22 protein-coding genes are annotated in these 19,111 nt (G+C 51.9%); 1 reads left to right on the plus strand and 21 read right to left on the minus strand.

Annotation, left to right across the window (positions count from 1 at the left end):
- Positions 1-2: 2 nt before the first annotated feature.
- From BLQ36_RS00260 to ylqF, 21 genes are all read right to left on the minus strand, one after another.
- The gene (locus BLQ36_RS00260) at positions 3-431 is read right to left on the minus strand and encodes a YjdF family protein (RefSeq protein ID WP_412582071.1); all 429 of its coding nucleotides are present in this window, start codon (positions 429-431) and stop codon (positions 3-5) included.
- 416 nt (positions 432-847) lie between these two features.
- On the minus strand, positions 848-1,213 hold the full coding sequence (locus BLQ36_RS00265; RefSeq protein ID WP_074513464.1) for a hypothetical protein: 366 nt from the start codon (positions 1,211-1,213) through the stop codon (positions 848-850).
- A 14-nt stretch (positions 1,214-1,227) separates the two neighbouring features.
- Positions 1,228-1,512 (minus strand): GNAT family N-acetyltransferase, encoded by a 285-nt coding sequence (locus BLQ36_RS00270; protein ID WP_074513465.1) that lies wholly within the window; start codon positions 1,510-1,512, stop codon positions 1,228-1,230.
- Positions 1,505-1,696: a hypothetical protein gene (locus tag BLQ36_RS13550; protein WP_074513466.1), complete on the minus strand. Its 192-nt coding sequence runs from the start codon at positions 1,694-1,696 to the stop codon at positions 1,505-1,507. Before BLQ36_RS13550 ends, BLQ36_RS00270 begins: the two co-directional genes overlap by 8 nt.
- Before the next feature lie 27 nt (positions 1,697-1,723).
- Positions 1,724-1,879: a hypothetical protein gene (locus tag BLQ36_RS13555; RefSeq protein WP_318260881.1), complete on the minus strand. Its 156-nt coding sequence runs from the start codon at positions 1,877-1,879 to the stop codon at positions 1,724-1,726.
- Between the two features lie 10 nt (positions 1,880-1,889).
- Positions 1,890-2,516, minus strand: a complete 627-nt coding sequence (locus BLQ36_RS00280; RefSeq protein ID WP_074513467.1) for a CatA-like O-acetyltransferase, family 2 — start codon at positions 2,514-2,516, stop codon at positions 1,890-1,892.
- On the minus strand, positions 2,500-2,916 hold the full coding sequence (locus BLQ36_RS00285) for a GNAT family N-acetyltransferase (RefSeq protein WP_180364812.1): 417 nt from the start codon (positions 2,914-2,916) through the stop codon (positions 2,500-2,502). The genes BLQ36_RS00280 and BLQ36_RS00285 overlap by 17 nt, the downstream gene beginning before the upstream one ends.
- A gap of 70 nt (positions 2,917-2,986) precedes the next feature.
- Positions 2,987-3,577, minus strand: coding sequence for a TetR/AcrR family transcriptional regulator (locus BLQ36_RS00290; RefSeq protein WP_074513469.1), 591 nt, complete (start codon positions 3,575-3,577; stop codon positions 2,987-2,989).
- A 164-nt stretch (positions 3,578-3,741) separates the two neighbouring features.
- Positions 3,742-5,193, minus strand: a complete 1,452-nt coding sequence (gene rlmD / locus BLQ36_RS00295) for a 23S rRNA (uracil(1939)-C(5))-methyltransferase RlmD (RefSeq protein ID WP_081342160.1) — start codon at positions 5,191-5,193, stop codon at positions 3,742-3,744.
- Between the two features lie 31 nt (positions 5,194-5,224).
- Positions 5,225-5,884: an HAD family hydrolase gene (locus BLQ36_RS00300; protein WP_074513470.1), complete on the minus strand. Its 660-nt coding sequence runs from the start codon at positions 5,882-5,884 to the stop codon at positions 5,225-5,227.
- A 22-nt stretch (positions 5,885-5,906) separates the two neighbouring features.
- A complete protein-coding gene (locus BLQ36_RS00305) occupies positions 5,907-6,314 on the minus strand; it encodes a PaaI family thioesterase (RefSeq protein WP_074513471.1) in 408 nt (135 codons plus the stop codon).
- Positions 6,315-6,379: 65 nt separating this feature from the next.
- On the minus strand, positions 6,380-7,819 hold the full coding sequence (gatB, locus tag BLQ36_RS00310; RefSeq protein WP_074513472.1) for an Asp-tRNA(Asn)/Glu-tRNA(Gln) amidotransferase subunit GatB: 1,440 nt from the start codon (positions 7,817-7,819) through the stop codon (positions 6,380-6,382).
- On the minus strand, positions 7,819-9,288 hold the full coding sequence (gene gatA / locus BLQ36_RS00315) for an Asp-tRNA(Asn)/Glu-tRNA(Gln) amidotransferase subunit GatA (protein WP_074513473.1): 1,470 nt from the start codon (positions 9,286-9,288) through the stop codon (positions 7,819-7,821). Before gatA ends, gatB begins: the two co-directional genes overlap by 1 nt.
- A gap of 17 nt (positions 9,289-9,305) precedes the next feature.
- Positions 9,306-9,596: an Asp-tRNA(Asn)/Glu-tRNA(Gln) amidotransferase subunit GatC gene (gatC, locus tag BLQ36_RS00320; protein WP_074513664.1), complete on the minus strand. Its 291-nt coding sequence runs from the start codon at positions 9,594-9,596 to the stop codon at positions 9,306-9,308.
- 106 nt (positions 9,597-9,702) lie between these two features.
- Complete coding sequence (priA, locus tag BLQ36_RS00325) at positions 9,703-12,144, minus strand: primosomal protein N' (protein WP_074513665.1); 2,442 nt, start codon at positions 12,142-12,144, stop codon at positions 9,703-9,705.
- 94 nt (positions 12,145-12,238) lie between these two features.
- Positions 12,239-13,765 (minus strand): YifB family Mg chelatase-like AAA ATPase, encoded by a 1,527-nt coding sequence (locus tag BLQ36_RS00330; RefSeq protein WP_074513474.1) that lies wholly within the window; start codon positions 13,763-13,765, stop codon positions 12,239-12,241.
- 32 nt (positions 13,766-13,797) lie between these two features.
- Positions 13,798-14,160 (minus strand): YraN family protein, encoded by a 363-nt coding sequence (locus BLQ36_RS00335; protein WP_074513475.1) that lies wholly within the window; start codon positions 14,158-14,160, stop codon positions 13,798-13,800.
- A gap of 24 nt (positions 14,161-14,184) precedes the next feature.
- Entirely contained in the window at positions 14,185-14,517 is a 333-nt protein-coding gene (locus BLQ36_RS00340) for an EscU/YscU/HrcU family type III secretion system export apparatus switch protein (RefSeq protein WP_074513476.1), read from the minus strand.
- A gap of 86 nt (positions 14,518-14,603) precedes the next feature.
- Positions 14,604-16,622: a hypothetical protein gene (locus tag BLQ36_RS00345; protein WP_074513477.1), complete on the minus strand. Its 2,019-nt coding sequence runs from the start codon at positions 16,620-16,622 to the stop codon at positions 14,604-14,606.
- 31 nt (positions 16,623-16,653) lie between these two features.
- A complete protein-coding gene (locus BLQ36_RS00350) occupies positions 16,654-17,430 on the minus strand; it encodes a ribonuclease HII (protein WP_074513478.1) in 777 nt (258 codons plus the stop codon).
- The gene (gene ylqF, locus BLQ36_RS00355; protein WP_074513479.1) at positions 17,423-18,343 is read right to left on the minus strand and encodes a ribosome biogenesis GTPase YlqF; all 921 of its coding nucleotides are present in this window, start codon (positions 18,341-18,343) and stop codon (positions 17,423-17,425) included. The genes BLQ36_RS00350 and ylqF overlap by 8 nt, the downstream gene beginning before the upstream one ends.
- Before the next feature lie 146 nt (positions 18,344-18,489).
- Here ylqF and BLQ36_RS00360 point away from each other — a divergent pair, with 146 nt between their 5' ends.
- Positions 18,490-19,086, plus strand: a complete 597-nt coding sequence (locus tag BLQ36_RS00360; RefSeq protein WP_074513480.1) for a BsuPI-related putative proteinase inhibitor — start codon at positions 18,490-18,492, stop codon at positions 19,084-19,086.
- Positions 19,087-19,111: the final 25 nt, after the last annotated feature.

Genomic DNA, 19,111 nt, shown 5'->3' on the forward strand with positions numbered 1-19,111 from the left:
TCTTAATGCCCCCTATGCTTTTCCTTTTTCTTCTGCTGCTTCAACTCAAACAGTCTGTCGCTCTCCGCTTCCCGTTCCATTTTACTTCGCTCTTTTCTCACCAGCTTATTCTGCTCCTGTTGAAGTTTAAGCGCCTGTTGCGATTTCGTGCCTATTCCATTTTCCAGGGTCTGCTTTTTCGCATCACGCTGCGCCCTTTTTGGATTTTTCTTTACGTCCTTTACATCGGTTTTAATCGCCGGACTGAACTGAAGGTGATAGTAATGCCTGTTGATGAACTCCTGGACCTCATAATCCTTTGGTTCAGCGCCAAATGTCACCTTGGCCGCCGATAGCTTTCCATTTTCAATTCTCTCAAATACTCCTACCCAAAACGGATCCTCAAAGTATACCGTCAGCCGACCCTGACATTTTTCTATTCTTGTACTCATTTTCTGTTAACACATACACATATGTGTCCTTCCATACAGGTTTTCCGTCAGAATCCTTATTAAAATAGATGTTCTGCTTGAAATGTGCCTCCCGATTCAATCCAACTTTCTCCAGAAGTTTCCATGATGGAGTATTACGCGGATCACATTCAGCATAAATTCTATAGCGTAAAACTCACCAGACTCTATGCGATATTTTAAATGCTCCCCGCCGTTTTCATAAGTGATCCCTGGATATCCCTCAAACTCGTCATTTTCAAGCTGTGACAACTATTCAAAAAGATCATCATAATCCGATTCTCTGAAAGCCCGCAAAAGCAGCCGGTCAGTTTTTATCTCTCTCATCACACCAAACTCCGATCTAAAGAAATACAGAGTTTGAATTTGTTATCGAAGCCAAACCAAAATATGGTTCTTTAATTCTTCGTAATTTGAAACCTACAATGTTCTGCTCCACGTAATATCGTTTCCAGGATCTCAACCTCAAATGTGCTATTGGGTTCCAAGCAGTTTAAAACATACAAAATACTTTGCCTGCTGCAATTACACTGATTCGGATCAGTAACTTGACCAGACTGTACTTTGGGACAAGTGCATTTCTCATATCCAAGTTCATAGATATGTCCGGCTTTGACTACTTTTCCAAAATATCCGTTTCCATTCATTGCTTCGCCGTAGATCTTATCAAGATTACCACCACAGGACTTATACAACTTAATCTGTGCAGGAAGAACAGTGTCCTTTACACAGGTTACGGCTTGTTCATAATACTTGTCTTTCATAGCCATTCCCTTTTCTACAATCGTGATTTGCGCATCCCTAAATCATTCGCAATACATACATATAGTTCCCTTTGATAACTTAAACCCATTCTTCTCATAAAACTTAGCCGCTGGCGCATACTCGCTTGTATAAAGAACAATACCAGCCCCCCCTTGTCCTTACTGTAATCTTTAACCGCATTTAATAACTGCTTACCTATTCCTTGACCTTGCCGTTCGGGATTATCATTTTTCACTGTTGCAAGCCTCGCTTCGCATGTCTCGCAATCCAGCCCACAATATGCTATGTAATCATTCATACTCAACCTCCGTCATGTTTGCCCACAGCATCATGTCGCCGATCAACTTTTCCATATCGATGATGGGGGAAATGAAATAGGCCTTTTGAGCCATTGCGTCAATCCCGGCATTCATACTGAAGAATGCACCTATACTGTTGGCAATCAGAATAATGCACTCAAACTCATCTTTCAGCTTAGTCACCTCAGCACGGATCTCCGCGCTGGTTTCCTAGGCTGAAGAAGTGTGATAATCCAAACCGATAACTTCGCAGTCGGGGAACAGCGGCCTGTAGTGCTCACACTCCGCCGCATAGCCGCCTTTGCCGTGAATGTATAATACCGCGTCTTTCATAAGCTCCTCTTTATGCTGTCGCGCTCGTTTCATATCTGAAAATTTACCTCCTCAAATTGTTAATTTCAATTTGCAGATTTTCCAGAAATCTTCCTGCATGCGCCCCATCCATCTGCGTGTGATGAAACTGAAACGATATCGGCAAATAATATCGCAAATACTTTGTTCGATACTTCCCCCAAATGATAAAGGGATTATTGAATATTCCACTGTTCATTCCAACAGCACCATCAATCTCTGTGTCGATAATAGCCGATGTACCGATGACCATTCTTTCCTCGGACAAATCTCTGTCTCTACAGCTTTCAGCGACTTGAGCGGTGTATTTCAGATACTCCTGATTAAAAACGATCAGATCAGCTGATTGGCTGATATCGCAGGAACTCACTTCATTATTCTTGTTCTTAACGATTGTGTTTACTGCAATAGCATCATACTGAATCAACTTATCTCCGACAGGAAGGATATAGAACTCTTTTATCGGTGCGGCTGCCATTCCTATGCAGTAATCCAGCAGCATATTAAACTTTAGATGCCCTTTTTTACTGACCTTGATCAGATTTGTAACATCCAGCGTCTTAAAGAAGGTCACCATCGGGTTCGGCGCCTTCATCCACAACTCATAGGCTGCGGCTCTGGTTGTGTCTTTTGGTTCAATTTCTTTTTTCATGTTTTTCTCCCTGCTCGTTGTATTCCATCGGCGTAAAACGTATTCCGTTGACTGTCATTTCTTCGTCAGTAGGCGCGAAACCAACCACCTTATAGAACGGCACACCATATGGTGAAGAATTAAGCGTTATCGTTTTGCCGGAATAATCCTTCAGCAGATAACAGAACATTTTGGTTCCAACGCCTTTCCTGTGATATTTACCATCAACAAAGAAGAAGCAGATATGCTTTTTATCTGCCCTGATACCGATCATTCCGATCAGCTTCTCACCAGCAAATGTTCCGTAATACTCTATTACAGCCAAATAATTTTCATCATGAAGGCTCTTGCGGAACTCTTCTGTTCCCTCCGGAGCATAATCCGGTGATTCAGATTCTGAAAATACTTTCCATGCAAGCACTAATGCCGCGGGAATCTCATTTTGTGATAGCCTGCGTACAATAAAGTCCTCTTTACTACAACCAATACAATCACATCTCTCTCATATATACCTTGCAAAAATGTCGCAAATGCTTTTCGATATATTCCATGCATTCTTCCTCACATTGCGGCTGTCTGTCTGATCTTGCAATTTGCAAAACAGCCGGTGCAGTAAGTTCTACTGCAAGCAATTCCGGATCATCATCTATTACGATGCCTTCATCCATCATGCCTTTGATGATCTTTGCAAACATCCTTTGTATCCCATCCAGCTGATGCCTGGTTGTAACCTCAGAAATCCTTTCATTTCTAAATTGCTCCTGAACAAGCAGCATCCTCGTCTTTCGGATTACAGGATCCTTTATTGTGAATGAAATCCTTTTCAAAGTCACCTTGATGAACTCTTCTTGGCTCTGCGGCACTTTCCCGATATTATTTTCAGATCCAAACATTTCCTCATACCGCACTTCAGCAGACTCAATCAACGCATTCAAGATGTCCTCTTTGCCTTTAAAGTGTTTGTATAACGATGGAGCTTTAATTCCGACAATACCAGCAATCTGCTCAACACTTGTACCATCGTATCCATTCTCTGCAAATAACGTTAATGCCGCATCTAGTATCTTCTCTTTAGTAGACATGTCTTCCTCCATCCCGCTAATAAGCATTAGCCTTATTATAACTAACATCCATTAGCCAGTCAAGTTTTTCTGTGCTAACACAAAAAGCCCGCGAACATCAGGATTCTTCCCAATGCCCGCAGGCGTGGTTAAATAGACTTGTTTTTTCAAATCTTATCCATTATTTATCTATCATTTTTCTCCGAATCCTTGATTCTATAGTAATCCTCTACATCCAAGCCCAGATCCACATAAGATTTTGACCTTGTAACATTTTTACCCAAGAGAACAACAGTCTCGACGTGCGAAGTGCACGGAAACATATCCACAGGCTGGACTTTTTCGGCTTTGTAGCCGAGTTCGTCCAGGAGGGCGATGTCGCGAGCGAGGCTGGCGGGGTTGCAGGAGACGTAGACGATGCGGTCTGGTTTCATGTTGGCAAAGGTTTCCAGTACCGTCGGCGTGCAGCCGGCGCGCGGCGGGTCTACCACTACGACATCGGCTCGTACGCCCTGTTTGTAGAGCCGTGGCATGACCTGGGTTGCGTCACCAACAATGAATTCGGCGTTGCGCACGTTGTTGTCCCGGGCGTTTTTCTGGGCATCGAGGATGGCCGGTTTTACGATTTCGATGCCGATGACACTTCTGGCCTTCTGGGCGAGGAACAGGGTTATGGTCCCCGTACCGCAATAAGCGTCGATGACCGTTTCCTGACCGGTCAGATTGGCAAATTCCAGTGCCTTGTTGTAGAGCACCTCTGCCTGGGCCGTATTGACCTGGAAGAAGGAGCGCGGCGAGATATGGAAGTTCAGGCGGCCGATGCCATCCTGGATGGTGGGACGGCCCCAGAGGAGTTTCGTGTCGCGCCCCATGATGACGTTGTTGTGATAGGTCTGGATATTCTGATGGACACTGACTACCTTCGGCAGTTTGGCCCTCAACATCTTGACGAATTCTTTCTCCCGCGGCATGGTCTTCGTAGCCGTCACGATGACCACCATGATGTCGCCGTTCTTGCCCACGCGGCCCACCACATGACGCAGGACACCTGTATGCTTGTCCTCGTTGTAAACGGGGATATTGAGCTTGGTGACGATTTCGCGCACGGCATTGACCACGTCATTATTGCCTTCCTTCTGGATATGGCAGTCGGTGGTATCGATGATTTCGTGGCTGCCCTGGGCGAAGCAGCCGATGATGGTCTTGCCCTTCTCCCGGCCGATGGGGAACTGCATCTTGTTGCGGTAGTTCCACGGCGTTGCGGCGCCGATTGTCGGCTCGACGAAAAGGTCCGGCTGCTTACCGATGCGCGTGACGGCGTCGATGACCTGCTGGCGTTTGGCCTTGAGCTGGGCCATATAGTCAAGATGCTGCAGCTGACAGCCGCCGCATTTGTCATAGATGCCGCAGACGGGCTCCACGCGGTCAGCGCTCTTAGTGAGGATTTCCTTCACATGGCCCTTGGCATAGGTCTTTTTGACTTCGTCAATGACTGCTAGAACTTTCTCCCCCGGCAAAGCGTAAGGCACAAAGACCGTAAAGTCCTGATAACGGCCAACCCCCTCACCGCTGGTACCCAGCGTCCTGATTTCAATCTCGTATGATTTTCCTTTTTCGACGGGAACTTGTTTTCTCATTACGATGTTTTCCTCTTTCTTTCAATCTTGCTTAAAATTCCAGTTGCTCAAAAAGCTCCATGGGGTTATCCAAAAGCACTTCCGCGCCGGTTTCCACGAGTTCCTGGCGCGGACGGAAGCCCCAGGTCACGCCGACGGGCAGGAAGCCTGCGTTGCGGGCTGTTTCCATGTCGACGCTGGTGTCGCCAAAGTAGGCCACTTCCTCTGGCTTGACGCCCATCTTGGCTGCAATGGCCAGCACCTTCTGCGGGTCCGGCTTGCGCGGCAGGCCCGGACGGTCGCCGATGATTTCCACGAAGGAATGCTTGGCCAGCAGTTTCTGGCAGACTTCATCGGCCGCCGACTGGTGCTTATTCGTGCAGATTCCCAGCGGGATGTTCTTTTCCTGCAAAGCCTGCAGCATTTCGTCAATGCCGGCATAGCATTTCGTCTTGTGGACGAGATTCTTTTCATAGCAGGCCTTATAGCGCGCCAGTGCCTCATCCACAAAGGAAGCATCCTGCGCCTTGTCCTTGGGCAGGCAGCGCTCGATGAGCTTGCGGGAGCCATTGCCGACAAAATACCGGTATTCCTCGATGGTATGGGCAGGAAAACCATAGCTTGCCAGCATCTCATTGGCACTGTCCCCTAAATCCGCTAAGGAATCGATAAGGGTGCCGTCCAAGTCAAAAATCGCCGCTTTATACTTCATGATATCGCCTCGTTTTCTCCAGTCAGTCCACCAATGCCATCTTGGCTGTGCCTTCGGCCGTAACCGTGCCATCAGCCAGCGCAATCGTCGCTTTCATGTTGACGAAGCTGCCGCGGCGCGATTCCTCCCAGCCGGTGATCACGAGGTGCTCGCCGACAGGTGTGGTCTTGCGATAGCGCACATCAAGACGCGCCGTCACAGCGCGCTCGCCACCGGAGTAGAGATACCCCCCCATGGCCTCGTCCAGCATCGTCGTGATAATGCCGCCGTGAACAACGCCTTCATAGCTCTGATATTCATGGGGCAGGGTCTTTTCGGCCACATACTTATCTTCCTCGAAGTGAAAATCGAGGTGCAGGCCGATGGGATTTTCCGGCCCGCAGGCAAAGCAGTAGTTTTCTCCCGGCAATTTTTCTTTCGTGCTTGGCATGGTGTTCTCCTTTCTGAAATAGAATACGCCTTCCCCGCAGGGAAGGCTGTTATTCTCAATTACTGTCAGTTCAGTTTCTCGACCAGCAGCTTGTTGACCATCTGCGGGTTGGCTTTGCCCTTCGAGGCCTTCATGACCTGGCCGACCAATGCGCCGATGGCTTTCTTGTTGCCACCCTTGTAGTCGTCAACGGCTTTCTGGTTATTGGCGATGACTTCATCGACAATGCCTTCGATAGCCTTCGTATCCGTGATCTGTACGAGGCCCTTGTCCTTGACGATTTTTTCCGGGCTGTCCGGATTCGTCCACATTTCCTTAAAGACTTTCTTGGCAATCTTGCCGGAAATCGTGTCCTTCATGATGAGCTGGATCATCTCGCCGAGGCGTTTGGCCTCAACCGGGGACTTGCTGATGTCGATGCCGTCAGCATTGAGCTCCTTGGACAGGTCACCCATAATCCAGTTGGCAGCCAGTTTCGAGTCAGCCCCCTCAGCGATTACGGCATCGAAGTACTCGGCCATGGCGCGAGAGCTGGTGATGATGCCGGCATCGTAATCCGACAGGCCATATTCGCTCTCGAGACGGGCACGGCGTGCATCCGGAAGCTCCGGCAAATCGCTGCGGTATTTCTCGATGGTTTCTTCGCTGGTGACGATTGGCGGCAGGTCCGGCTCCGGCATATAGCGGTAGTCATGAGCATTTTCCTTGCTGCGCATGGAAAGGGTGATGCCGCGGGCCGGGTCAAAGGTGCGGGTTTCCTGCACGATATGGCCGCCGTCCTCCAGGACTTCCTCCTGGCGCTCGATCTCGTAGTTGATGGCGTCTTCGAGGTTCTTGAAGGAGTTGATGTTCTTCATCTCCGTGCGGGTACCGAGCTCTTTGGAGCCCACCGGGCGCAGGGATACGTTGATGTCGGCACGCAGGTTGCCTTCCTCCATGCGGCAGTTGGAAACATCGATGTACTCCATGATGGATTTGATCTTCTCCATGTAGGCACGGGCTTCTTCCGCCGAGCTCATATCCGGCTCGGAGACAATCTCGAGAAGCGGCACACCGGTACGGTTGTAGTCGACATTCGAGGAGGAAGAATCCTTGATGGTCGTGCCCGAGTGAACGAGCTTGCCCGCATCCTCCTCCATGTGGATACGGGTGAGGCGGATGCGCTTCTTCTTGCCCTCTACATCGATGTCGACCCAGCCATGCTCAGCAATCGGCAGGTCGTACTGGGACGTCTGCCAGTTCTTCGGCAGATCCGGATAGTAGTAGTTCTTGCGGTCGAACTTGCTGTACTTGTTGATTTCGCAGTTCGTAGCCAGACCAGCTTTGATGCCGAACTCGACGACGCGCTTGTTGATGGTCGGCAGTACGCCAGGCATGCCAAGGCAGACCGGGCAAACATGGGTGTTCTGGTCAGCACCAAAGGTGGTGGCACAGCCGCAGAAGATTTTCGTATTGGTTTTCAGTTCACAATGTATTTCAAGACCGATTACGGCTTCGTATTTCATCAGTTGTTACCTCCCAGCTTGGCCATCTCGTTATGATAGTTCTGGCTCTGCTCATACGTGTAGGCAGCACGGATGATGGTTTCCTCATCGAGCGCCTTGCCGATGATCTGCAAGCCAATCGGCATGCCCTTGCTGCTGTAACCGCACGGAATCGACATACCCGGCAGGCCAGCGAGGTTCAGAGGAACCGTGCAGGCATCCTGCAGGTACATCTGCAGCGGGTCAGAAACCATCTCGCCGATCTTGAAGGCCGGCGTCGGCGCCGTCGGGGCCATGATGACATCGACTTTCTTGAAAGCCTCATTGTAGTCCTGCTGTACCAGCGTGCGGACCTTCATAGCCTTGAGGTAGTAGGCATCGTAGTAACCAGCCGACAGGGCATAGTTGCCGATGACAATACGGCGTTTTACCTCTTCGCCGAATTTTTCCGTACGGGTCTTCGTCATCATGCCGACCAGGTCGTCACTTTCGACGCGCTCACCATAGCTGACGCCATCGTAGCGCTGGAGGTTCGTAGCGGCCTCAGCCGGCGCAATCAGATAGTACGCCGAAATCGCATATTTCGTATGCGGCAGCGAAATCTCGACGATTTCTGCCCCGAGCTCTTTGTATTTCTCGATAGCCGCACGGACGGTCTTTTCGACCTCCGGGTCCATTCCATCCACAAAGTATTCCTTCGGCAGGCCGATTTTGAGACCTTTGACATCTTCCACCAGGGCCTTGGTGAAATCCGGGACTTCTGCCTCGCTGGAGGTGGAGTCCATCTCATCGTGGCCGCAGATGATGTTGAGGATGTTGGCGCAGTCCGTGACGTCACGGGTCAAAGGACCAATCTGATCCAGCGACGATGCATAGGCGACAAGGCCATAGCGGGAAACGCGTCCATAGGTCGGCTTCATGCCAACGACACCGCAGAAGGATGCCGGCTGACGGATAGACCCGCCCGTATCGGATCCCAGCGCCCAGATGGAGGTACCAGCAGCAACTGCTGCCGCACTGCCGCCCGAGGAACCGCCCGGTACGCAGTCCGTATTCCACGGATTGCAGGTCGGATGGTAGGCGGAGTTCTCCGTGGACCCCCCCATGGCAAACTCATCCATGTTGACCTTGCCCAGGATGACCGGATTCTGTGCCTTGATTTTCGTCATCGCCGTGGCATCATAAGGCGGCACGAAGTTCTCAAGGATTTTTGATGCACAGGTCGTCTTGATCCCCTTGGTGCAGATATTATCCTTGATAGCCCCCGGGATACCTTCGAGGAAGGAAATCGTTTCGCCCTTGGCAATCTTTTCATCCACGGCCTTGGCCTGAGCCAGTGCCTCATCGCGGGTAATGGTAAGATATGCCTTAACGTCGCCCTCGACTTCATCGATGCGCTTTAATACATCTTCCGTCAGCGCTACGGCCGTAATCTCTTTATTGACGAGCATGTCATGGAGGACATGCGCCGGTTTCTCATATAATCTCACGTTTGTTCCTCCCCTGCTTAGTCCTCAAGTACCTTCGGTACCTTGAAATAGCCGTCTTCCTTGAGCGGTGCGTTGGCAAGAGCAGCCTCGCGATCGAGGGACTCTTTGACTACGTCCTCACGGAATACGTTCTGCATCGGCAGGGCATAGGTGGTCGGCTTGACGTCCGTCGTGTCAAGTGCCGACAAATTGTCCATATACGTCAGGATCTTATCGAGCTGGCCCAGATATTTCTCCTCCTGCTCCTCGGCAATCGCGAGGCGGGAAAGGACAGCCACGTTCTGCAAGTCTTCTTTGGTAACTTTCATTTTCTCACCATCCATAGATGTTATTGCTGATTTAAAAACATACCGTTTTATTATAGCACAAAAAAAGAGACGGAAAAAGGGCTGAATACGCCCCTCCGTCTCCTGTTCAAAGCATGGTAATAGGGTCGATGTCGATAGCCACATCGGTGCGCAGGTGCAGTCCCTGCTCCCGCAGGAAAGCCTGCACCGCGGAAAGATTGGCGGTCTTTATGAGCACCACAAAACGATAGACACCGCGCAGCCGCGCGATAACTGCCGGTGACGGGCCAATGACCTGCTGCCCCTTGTCCCCATGGAAATGCTGCTGAAAGGCAGCGATAAGCTGGACTGCACCGCTGCGAGCAGCCTGTTCATCCTCGCTTTGATATAACAGTTTGACCAGCCGGCTGTATGGCGGATAAAAGAGCTGCCGCCGAAGTATGAGTTCCTGTTCCGCAAACCCCTCGTAATCCTGAGCGATACCGCAGTTAACCGCATAGTGCTCAGGATTATAAGTCTGGATGATGACGCGGCCCTGCTCCGTATGACGGCCCGCGCGGCCGGCCGTCTGCGTGATAAGCATAAAGCAGCGCTCAGCCGCCCGGAAGTCGGGCAGATTGAGGCTGGAATCGGCACTGATGATACCGACCGCCGTGACATTGGGAATATCGTGCCCCTTCGCCACCATTTGCGTGCCGAGCAGGATATCGTATTCCTGCCGGCGGAATTTCGCCAGGATTTCCTGATGAGCAAACTTCGTATTGGTCGTATCGCGGTCCATGCGAATGACCCGTGCCGAGGGTACAATTTGATGAAGTTCCTGCTCGAGCTTTTCGGTCCCCGAACCAAAGTATTTGATATAGCGGCTGCCACACTTTGGACAGGCATCGGGAATTGGCTCTGCCACATCGCAGTGATGACAAGCAAGTTTCCCCGGCCGGCCGCCATGCCCCTGATGGTAGACCAGCGGCAGACCGCAGAGCTTGCACTTGATGACTTCCCCACACGAACGGCACATGACGAAGGTCGAAAAGCCACGGCGATTGAGCATGATGATGAGCTGCTGCCTTTTCGCCATGGTCTGCTCAATGAGCTGCTGCAACGGGCGCGACATGATATGGCGGTTGCCCAGCCGCAACTCCTGACGCATGTCCACGCATTTTACGAGCGGCAGCGGCAAGTCACCGATGCGTTTCGTCATCGTCAGCAGCGTAAACTCCCCCTTGCGAGCACGGTAATAGGATTCCAGGGAGGGCGTTGCACTGCCCAGCAGCAGCACCGACTGATGAATGCGGGCCAGTTCTTCGGCTACCACCCGAGCATGATAGCGCGGCGACTCGTCCTGCTTATAAGACATATCCTGCTCCTCGTCCATGATGATAAGTCCGATATCATCGGCCGGCGTAAACAGCGCCGACCGTGCACCGATGATGATACCTGCCCCGCCACGGCGCACGCGCAAAATGGCATCGTTGCGCTCCGATAGGGACAGCCGGCTGTGCATGACGACGATATCATCGGGAAAGTAAGCCTTAAATGCCATGACTACTTGGCCGGTCAAGGCGATTTCCGGCACCAGTACGATAACCTGCCGCCCAAGGTTGCGCACGCGTTCAGCCATCTCGATATAGACCTGGGTCTTGCCGCTGCCCGTGACGCCTTTGAGCAGAAAGCCTTGATAGTCATGCCTAGCCAGCGCCGGCTCCATTGCCTTTACGGCCACCGACTGTTCCTCTGTCAGTTCCACGCGCTGCCGCGTGGCCTGCACATCACCATAGCTGTCCCGCAGCACGCGGCGCTGGCGGATTTCTGCCAGGCCCGCCTCGGCAAGGTGCTTGACCGTTGCCGAAGAGACCTTCGCCGCCTTGATGGCTGCCATGGTCATCGTCTGCTCAGGAGCCGCTGCCAATAGCTCCAGCAGCTGGAGCTGGGCCTTTTTCCGCTTGTAGTCTTCCCGGATTTGACCGGTCAATTGACAAGTCAAAACCACGAGCTTCTCATACCGGGCGTTATCGCGCTTTTGGGCTGCATAGTCCTTGACCAATACCTTGTACTGGGTGAGCTTATCTAAGATGGCGGGCAAATCCTCCTTTAGCTCTGGCAGTGCCTTGGCAATATCCTTTCGTCCCTTAGGCCCTTCGGCCTGCAAGTACCGATAAACCGCGCAATACATCGGCATCTGCAGCAGAATGTGGTCACGGGCTTCAGCTGTGGCTTCATACTGCACCGATATTTTAAGACCGCTCTTGCCCGGCATAAAAAGCCGCATCATTTCCGCCAAGGAACAGAGATAAAAATCCGCCAGCCAGCTGGCCGCTTTTATCATGGCCGGGGTAAACCAGCTTTCCTCATCAACCACAGCCAATATGGGTTTCAGCTGGATATTTTGCAGTTCCGCCTCACTCTTTTCCCCCACCGCTAACACAAAGCCCTCGACTTTGCGTCCGCCAAAGGGCACAAAAACGCGCCAGCCCGTCGCCAAAAAGGAGAGCTCAGCTGGCACGCTGTAGGTATACGCCTTCGCTATGCTTTTTACGGGGATATTCACAAATACACTTGCCGTCAGCATCTTCCGCACCATCCAATAAGCAGTTTTTCCGTCCATTTTACGATAGGGTTTTATTATAACGCTATTGATGCCTTTTTGCCAACCGCAAGCCATATCAATCCATCGCTAACCCCATATCATTGCGCAATTGTATGGCTTCGGCAATATGAACGGCGGAAATATCCTCATCTCCTGCCAAATCGGCAATGGTCCGGGCCACTTTGATAATCCGGTCATAGGAACGGGCCGACAACATAAGCCGCTGGAAGGCCTGTTCCAAAAGTTTTTGAGCCTCTTCTGGCAGGGGGCACTCCTTATGGATTATCGCATGGGACATCTGGGCGTTACAGAACAGCCCATAGGGCTTGAGCCTCTCCCGTTGGCGCTGACGGGCCTTTTCCACCCGCTGGCGGATTACCGCTGAGGATTCGGCTTTCTGTTTGGAGGACAAATCCTCATACTTTACCCGGGACACCCGGATATGAATATCGATGCGGTCGAGCAGCGGGCCGGAAATCCGCCGCATATAGCGCTTGATTTCCCCCGGTGTACAGGAACAGTCATGGTCTGGGTCGCCCAGGAACCCACAGGGACATGGATTCAAGCTCGTAATGAGGATGAAGGAAGCGGGATAGGTAATCGTCGCATGGATTCGCGCCACGGTAATCTTCTGGTCTTCAATGGGTTCTCGAAGAACCTCCAGCGTTTTTTTACTAAATTCCGGCAGCTCATCTAAAAAAAGCACGCCATGATGGGCTAAGGTGACCTCTCCTGGCCGCGGGACACTGCCGCCCCCTACCATCGCTGTCATCGACGCCGTATGATGTGGACTGCGAAAGGGCCGCTTTGTTAAGAGGCCGCTGTTTTTCGGCAACAGCCCGGCAATGCTGTAGATTTTCGTAACCTCCAGTGCCTCTTCCTTAGATAATTTTGGCAGAATGGTACTGACTCGCTTTGCCAGCATGGTCTTGCCGGCGCCTGGCACTCCCACCATCAGGACATTGTGTCCGCCAGCGGCAGCAATTTCCAACGCTCGCTTGGCCTGATACTGCCCCTGCACATCGGCAAAATCATCCACGATTGTCTCCGGTTCTGCCGCTATCACCTCAGCCTTTGCCGGGTCCATGGCTTCCTGGCCATTGACGAACTGCACCAACTGTAGGAGATTATCCACCGCATAGACCTGGATGCCATCCACCAACAGCGCTTCGTTGGCGTTTTCCCTGGCCACAAATAATTCCGTCAACCCCCGTTCCCTTGCCTGCATTGCCATGGGCAGGATGCCATGCACTCCGCGGCATTCCCCCTCGAGAGAAAGTTCGGCCACAAACAGACTCTTTTCCAGCAGAGATTGGGGAATCACCCCATAGGCGGCCAAAAGCCCGATAGCAATGGGCAGGTCCAACCCCGAACCGTCTTTTCGGATAGCCGCCGGGGCTAGATTAATGGTCACATTTTCCTGCCGCAGACGGATGCCGCTGTTGCGGATAGCCGTCCGCACCCGTTCCCTGGACTCCTTTACCGAAGTATCCGGCAGGCCCACAATGTTAAATCCCGGCAGGCCTGCCGCCGAATCCACCTCCACATCAATGATGAGCCCATCTACCCCCAGCGTCGTCGCTCCGTAAGTTCTGGCAAACATACAAATCCCCCCGACTCGATTCCAATCCCCTATCAGGTCTCAAAAGCCCCAGGTATATGGCAGATTTCGTACTGTCCATTGGGCCGCACATAGACCTCAATAACATCAAAACGGCAGAGACACTTGTCCTCTAAATGTCTCTGCCGCAAAAACCAACGCGCCGTTTGAATAATTTTCTTTTGTTTGGAATAGGTGACAGACTGCGCCGGTGTACCAAAGCGCAGTCCACTGCGGGTCTTGACCTCCACAAAGGCCAGCACCTCCCCACAGGAAGCAATAATATCAATCTCCCCCACTGGCACCCGAAAATTCCGCACGCAAATCTGATAGCCGTGCCGGGACAAATAGTCCGCAGCGGCTTGTTCTCCTTGACTGCCCAGAACCTTGTTATTCATGCCGCACCCTCTCATCCGCTCCGATTACAGCCGGACCTTAGGCTTCTCCTTTGGCTTTGCCTGCTTATCAATACGATAAACATAAGCCATTACCTCGGCAATGGTACGATACAGCTCCGGCGGGATTTCCCGGTCGATATCAAGGGCCATCAGCATGTTGACCAACGTTTTGTTTTGATAGACGGGAATCGTATTCGCTTGTGCTGCCGCCAGGATATTTTCGGCCACATGCCCCCGTCCTTTGGCTACCACCCGTGGTGCGGTATCCCGTTCCAAGTCATACTTTAGGGCAACCGCCTTTTGGGGTACGTTGGGATCTGTCTCCGGTTCTTCCTGTAACTTATGGCGCTCCTTCATATCCTTATCACCTGCCTGAGTGGTCCTTCACGGTATCATTATATGTTGCTATTGTTTTTTCGTCAAGGACATTGTTTCTTATTCTTTTACATAAAACGTCGTTCACCAGCTGCTCCAATCTTAAAATCCTTGAGCGTTAACGCGGAATCCTTCAGCGAATCCCGAAGGCTCTTAGCCTGCTGACGGAAGAGGTCCGCCGATTCCTGGCTGGAGAAAAACACCCGCATATCCAGCTGATTTTCCTGATAAACACGACAGGTAAGCTCCACAGCCCCGATGTTATCGGTAAGGACACAGAGCCGCAGCCAGGTTTCTTTCTTGAGCTCCCCGGTCTCGGGGTCTGGCTGTTTTTCATCATAGACATGAATATACGACGGGTAGGTGCTGTCGTCTCCCATATACATGGGGAGCATAAAGTTTAGGGACCGCTGCCCCTGCACCGCTGAGTTCCCACCTTCCATAGAATTGCGCATAGAAAGCACAAAGGTTGCCACATCCTTGCCGGCCTTTTTGAGCTGCCGCGCCGTCATGCGCTTAGCCATAGTCATATCGCAAAGCTGCATAAAGGCCCACAGGCGAGGCAAATCCGGAATATCCTGCTGATAAGCTGCCTGTTGAACCGTTGCCGGCACATTCTGCTGGCAAAGCCGTATGAGCTGCTGCAATTGTTTTGCATCCTGCTCATTTAGCGTGCCATTTCTGCCGTTGACAAAATTCTGCAACAGCAACATATCCCGCTGGTTCATCTCCGTATTCTTCATCAACAGCTGGGCCAAATTCTTCATGATATTCATGGCCTGCGGGGTGTTTTCCATGGTCTGGCTCATGAGCTGGGACTTGGCCTGCTGCATCGCCGCCTGCTGGAAGTTCCCCGCCGGTTTCTGTGCACCGGCAGGATTCTCCTGCTGTCCAGGCATTCTGTTTTCCGGCAGATTCTCCGCGTTACGATTGACAAGAGCTGGATTCTGATTTTGCCCGGCTTGACTTGTCAAATTTCCGCTGGCGTTCTGTCCCTGCGCCATATTGCCCGTCGTCTGCCCAGCCGGCTGTCCCGTAGGTTGCTGTCCCTGGGGGGCCCCTTGTGAAGCGGACTGCCCCTGTGGTGCAGTCTGACTCTGTCCTGCGTTTTGTCCAGCCTGGGCCTGTTGCCCCGCCTGTCCCGGCTGGGCTGTTTGGGCAGTTTGCCCCGGCTGGGGCTGCTGATTTTGCGAAGCCGCTGGATTATTTCCTAACTGCTTTCCCGCCTGTTGACTTGTCAAATTTTGACCAGGGAGCTCCGCATTTGGGGACTGGGTAGCCACATTTTTTTGTCCTACCATTTCTTGAGCCATAGTTCCCTTAGCTGCTTCCTGTCCGGCGGCCTGCTGTCCCGGTTGGTTGCTTTGGCCCTGCTGCGGCGCCTGTTGCGGTGGCTCAGCCTGCTTCGCCTGGCTGCCATTAGCCGCTGGGCGCGGCATGAAATACTGTACCAGCTGCTTCAAAAACTCCAGCGAACTTCCGCCACTCGTATTCATCGCCATGGTCTGGCCTTGAGGCTGAAGGGCTAACAAAAGCTCCTGCACTTCCTTAGGAAGTTCCGAAAAACTTTTGTTGTCCAGCAGCTCAAAAGCCGCCTTGGTCAAAAGCACCGGTTCTAACGAAGAACCGCTTTCAGCCGACACCATCACCTTTAAATTGGTAAGCAGTGCCCGCAGCTCGTCGCTGACTTCAATGGGCATCCCCTTCTCGGCCATGTTCCCCAGCTGAGAAAGCATTCGGGAAAGGGCGGACAATTGGTCCATGGAAAACCGCTGGCTCTCAAGGGTACTCCCCAACCCTTGTCCCATAGTTTCCTCCAAGGAAAAGGCCTGTTTCAAGACGTTTTGAATGACCTTTTGCAAATCCTCCGGCATCTTATCGACGGCCTCGGTCTGATTGCTGGCAATCTTCGACAGGAGCCCTGCCATATCATCTACCGCATTTTTTATCGACACATTTGTCTTGGGACTAAACGCGGCAGAAGAGCCGCCCCCATCATCGCGGCGAGAAACGCCTTCGGTACTGCCAGTAGACTGGGGACGGTCAACGGGACGGATTCCTATATTCATAGACGTTTCCATGGGCATCGCTTTCACACACCTTTATCCATAGACTGATTTAATACATACCGTTTACGAGGGAGCGGATTGGTTCAAAAGACACACGATGAATCGGGCAGGGGCCATATTTTTTCAGCGCCTCAAGATGCTGGGCGGTACCATAGCCTTTGTGCTGGGCAAACCCATACTCCGGATACTGTTTGTCGTAGGCATCCATCAAGCGATCTCGAGTAACCTTGGCAATAATTGAAGCCGCCGCAATCGACGCGGATTTCGCATCTCCCTTAATGATGGATTCCGAGGCCATCGGCAGGTTATCCAACTTCACCGCATCGATGAGCACTTTTTGCGGCTCCGGTTTCAACATAAAAATTGATTCGTACATGCCATTGATGGTGGCCTGATAGATATTGACCCGATCAATGGTCTGGGCATCGATAAGTGCCGTACCAATCGCCAGCGCCTTAGCCTGGATTTCTTCAAAGAGCTCTTCCCGAACCTTGGCCGATATCTTTTTGGAATCGTTTATCTTAGGCAGATAAAGGTCCTTAGGCAGGATGACTGCCGCCACCGAAACCGGGCCCGCCAAGGGGCCGCGGCCGGCTTCGTCGACGCCGGCCACCAATTCATAGCCTTCATCCATTGCCATGTGCTCAAAGGCGTACATTTCCGCTACCCGGGCACGATCCTGCTGCTCCCGTTCATAACGTTTCACCAGTCTGCCCACTGCTTTGCGCTTATCCGCCGCACAAGCCGCCAGGAATTCTTCATCCACGTTGCCTTCAGCAAAAAATCCCTCTATATCTTTTATCGTATAATTTGCTAAATCATTCAATGTTTTTTTCTGCCTCCTGCTGTTCTGCCTCACTGGCTGGAACACCATCCAACGTAACCAAACCAAGTTTTCCGGCGCGGAATTCATTCAAGACAATATTCTGCGCCTTTTCCAAATCCACGATACCGCCTTTTACAAGGCACCCCCGCTTGCGTCCCACAGCCTCCAAGAGTTCCAAACCATCCGTTGGCATTTCCCCCTTGAACTTAAACCGTTCCACCAAACGCTCTGGATAATTCTGGCGAAGGGATGCCAGCAAGAGCGCCGTCACCTGCTCTCGGTCGTAAATATCATCGTTGATTGCCCCGGTGAAGGCCAACTTCAATCCAACGGTCTGGTCTTCAAACTTCGGCCAGAGAATACCTGGCGTATCCAAAAGGTCGAGGTTGCTGCCAATCTTAATCCACTGCTTGGCCCGCGTAACACCAGGCTGATTGGCAGCCTTGGCCTTTACAGCACCAGCCAAGCGATTGATTAGCGAGGACTTGCCCACGTTGGGAATGCCCAAAATCATGCAGCGGGCAGCCCGGGCTTTTGCCCCTTTGGAAACAAACTTCTCCGTTTTGGGGCGAGCCAGCTCTTCCGCCGCTCTTACCAACTGCTTCATGCCCTTGCCCTTGACCGAATCGATTGCCACCGCCACAATTCCCTGACTGCGGAAATACTCCAGCCATTCCTTCGTGCTGCGGCTGTCCGCAAGGTCAGCCTTGTTCAGCGCTATCATCCGCGGCTTATCCTTGATGATTTCTGCCAGCATCGGGTTAGCAGAACTTGCGGGAATGCGCGCGTCAAGCAGTTCAATGACCACGTCCACCAGCTTCAGGTTCTCCTCAATGAGGCGCTGAGCCTTTTTCATGTGGCCTGGGAACCACTGCAGCGTCGGGATGTCCTTCCGCATATCGTTATCCGTCATTTATCTATCCTCCGATTTCGTTTTCAAGTTTTAATGGTTCTATTATACAATATCCTTGCAAGCAGTGTCCGCTTTTCTTTCAGACGCCAAATTCCATTTAATCTTTCGGACACATGCAACGATAATAATACGAAGGAGTGATTGTTATGCGCAAGCATTTTGCAAAAATTTTCGCCGTTTCCACGATAGCCCTCTGCCTGATGGGAACTTCCACCATTCCCGTATCCGCCGGAATTGGAACAGGCATCGGTATTTCCATTCCCACCAGCGGCAGCAGCAAAAGCGCATCGCCTGGCAAAACCTACGCCGCCTTCCGGGCGGATAAGCTTACCGAAGAGCTCACGGTGGAGGACCGGCACGGCCGGCTGCTGCTGGAGTTTAAGGTCACTAACGTAGGCGATACCCCCTATACCATTTCCCATCGCAACGGCCAAGTCTACGACTTTGCCATCTTAGACAAAAAAGGCAAGGCGCTCTATCGCTATTCGACTGGCATGGCCTTCACCCAGGCCTTGACTAGTACCACCATCGCCCCCCACCAAAGCGAAGTCTATCAGGCAGAGCTTGACCGTAAGGCCTATCGCAAGCTAAAAGACGATGCCGTTCTCGTCACGGCCTGGCTCACCGATACGCCTTACGTTCTTTCCACCAATCTGCCTGCCCGCACAGCCGGGAGCTCCAGTCCGGCCGTCATTCATGGAGGAATCATCCTTGGCAATGGCCACTGGGCTTATGATGACTGAGTGAAGATTCTATGCTATACTAGGG

Origin of the sequence: Selenomonas sp. WCT3, assembly GCA_900100835.1 — a bacterium.
GTDB lineage: Bacteria > Bacillota > Negativicutes > Selenomonadales > Selenomonadaceae > Selenomonas_A > Selenomonas_A ruminantium_E.

Bases quoted from the DNA above. Each gene is read 5' to 3' on its own strand.
- BLQ36_RS00260 (WP_412582071.1), bottom strand. From the start codon at position 431: ATGAGTACAAGAATAGAAAAATGTCAGGGTCGGCTGACGGTATACTTT.
- BLQ36_RS00265 (WP_074513464.1), bottom strand. From the start codon at position 1,213: ATGAAAGACAAGTATTATGAACAAGCCGTAACCTGTGTAAAGGACACT.
- BLQ36_RS00270 (WP_074513465.1), bottom strand. From the start codon at position 1,512: ATGAATGATTACATAGCATATTGTGGGCTGGATTGCGAGACATGCGAA.
- BLQ36_RS13555 (WP_318260881.1), bottom strand. From the start codon at position 1,879: ATGAAACGAGCGCGACAGCATAAAGAGGAGCTTATGAAAGACGCGGTA.
- BLQ36_RS00280 (WP_074513467.1), bottom strand. From the start codon at position 2,516: ATGAAAAAAGAAATTGAACCAAAAGACACAACCAGAGCCGCAGCCTAT.
- BLQ36_RS00290 (WP_074513469.1), bottom strand. From the start codon at position 3,577: ATGTCTACTAAAGAGAAGATACTAGATGCGGCATTAACGTTATTTGCA.
- rlmD (WP_081342160.1), bottom strand. From the start codon at position 5,193: ATGAGAAAACAAGTTCCCGTCGAAAAAGGAAAATCATACGAGATTGAA.
- BLQ36_RS00300 (WP_074513470.1), bottom strand. From the start codon at position 5,884: ATGAAGTATAAAGCGGCGATTTTTGACTTGGACGGCACCCTTATCGAT.
- BLQ36_RS00305 (WP_074513471.1), bottom strand. From the start codon at position 6,314: ATGCCAAGCACGAAAGAAAAATTGCCGGGAGAAAACTACTGCTTTGCC.
- gatB (WP_074513472.1), bottom strand. From the start codon at position 7,819: ATGAAATACGAAGCCGTAATCGGTCTTGAAATACATTGTGAACTGAAA.
- gatC (WP_074513664.1), bottom strand. From the start codon at position 9,596: ATGAAAGTTACCAAAGAAGACTTGCAGAACGTGGCTGTCCTTTCCCGC.
- priA (WP_074513665.1), bottom strand. From the start codon at position 12,144: ATGCTGACGGCAAGTGTATTTGTGAATATCCCCGTAAAAAGCATAGCG.
- BLQ36_RS00330 (WP_074513474.1), bottom strand. From the start codon at position 13,765: ATGTTTGCCAGAACTTACGGAGCGACGACGCTGGGGGTAGATGGGCTC.
- BLQ36_RS00335 (WP_074513475.1), bottom strand. From the start codon at position 14,160: ATGAATAACAAGGTTCTGGGCAGTCAAGGAGAACAAGCCGCTGCGGAC.
- BLQ36_RS00340 (WP_074513476.1), bottom strand. From the start codon at position 14,517: ATGAAGGAGCGCCATAAGTTACAGGAAGAACCGGAGACAGATCCCAAC.
- BLQ36_RS00345 (WP_074513477.1), bottom strand. From the start codon at position 16,622: ATGCCCATGGAAACGTCTATGAATATAGGAATCCGTCCCGTTGACCGT.
- ylqF (WP_074513479.1), bottom strand. From the start codon at position 18,343: ATGACGGATAACGATATGCGGAAGGACATCCCGACGCTGCAGTGGTTC.
- BLQ36_RS00360 (WP_074513480.1), top strand. From the start codon at position 18,490: ATGCGCAAGCATTTTGCAAAAATTTTCGCCGTTTCCACGATAGCCCTC.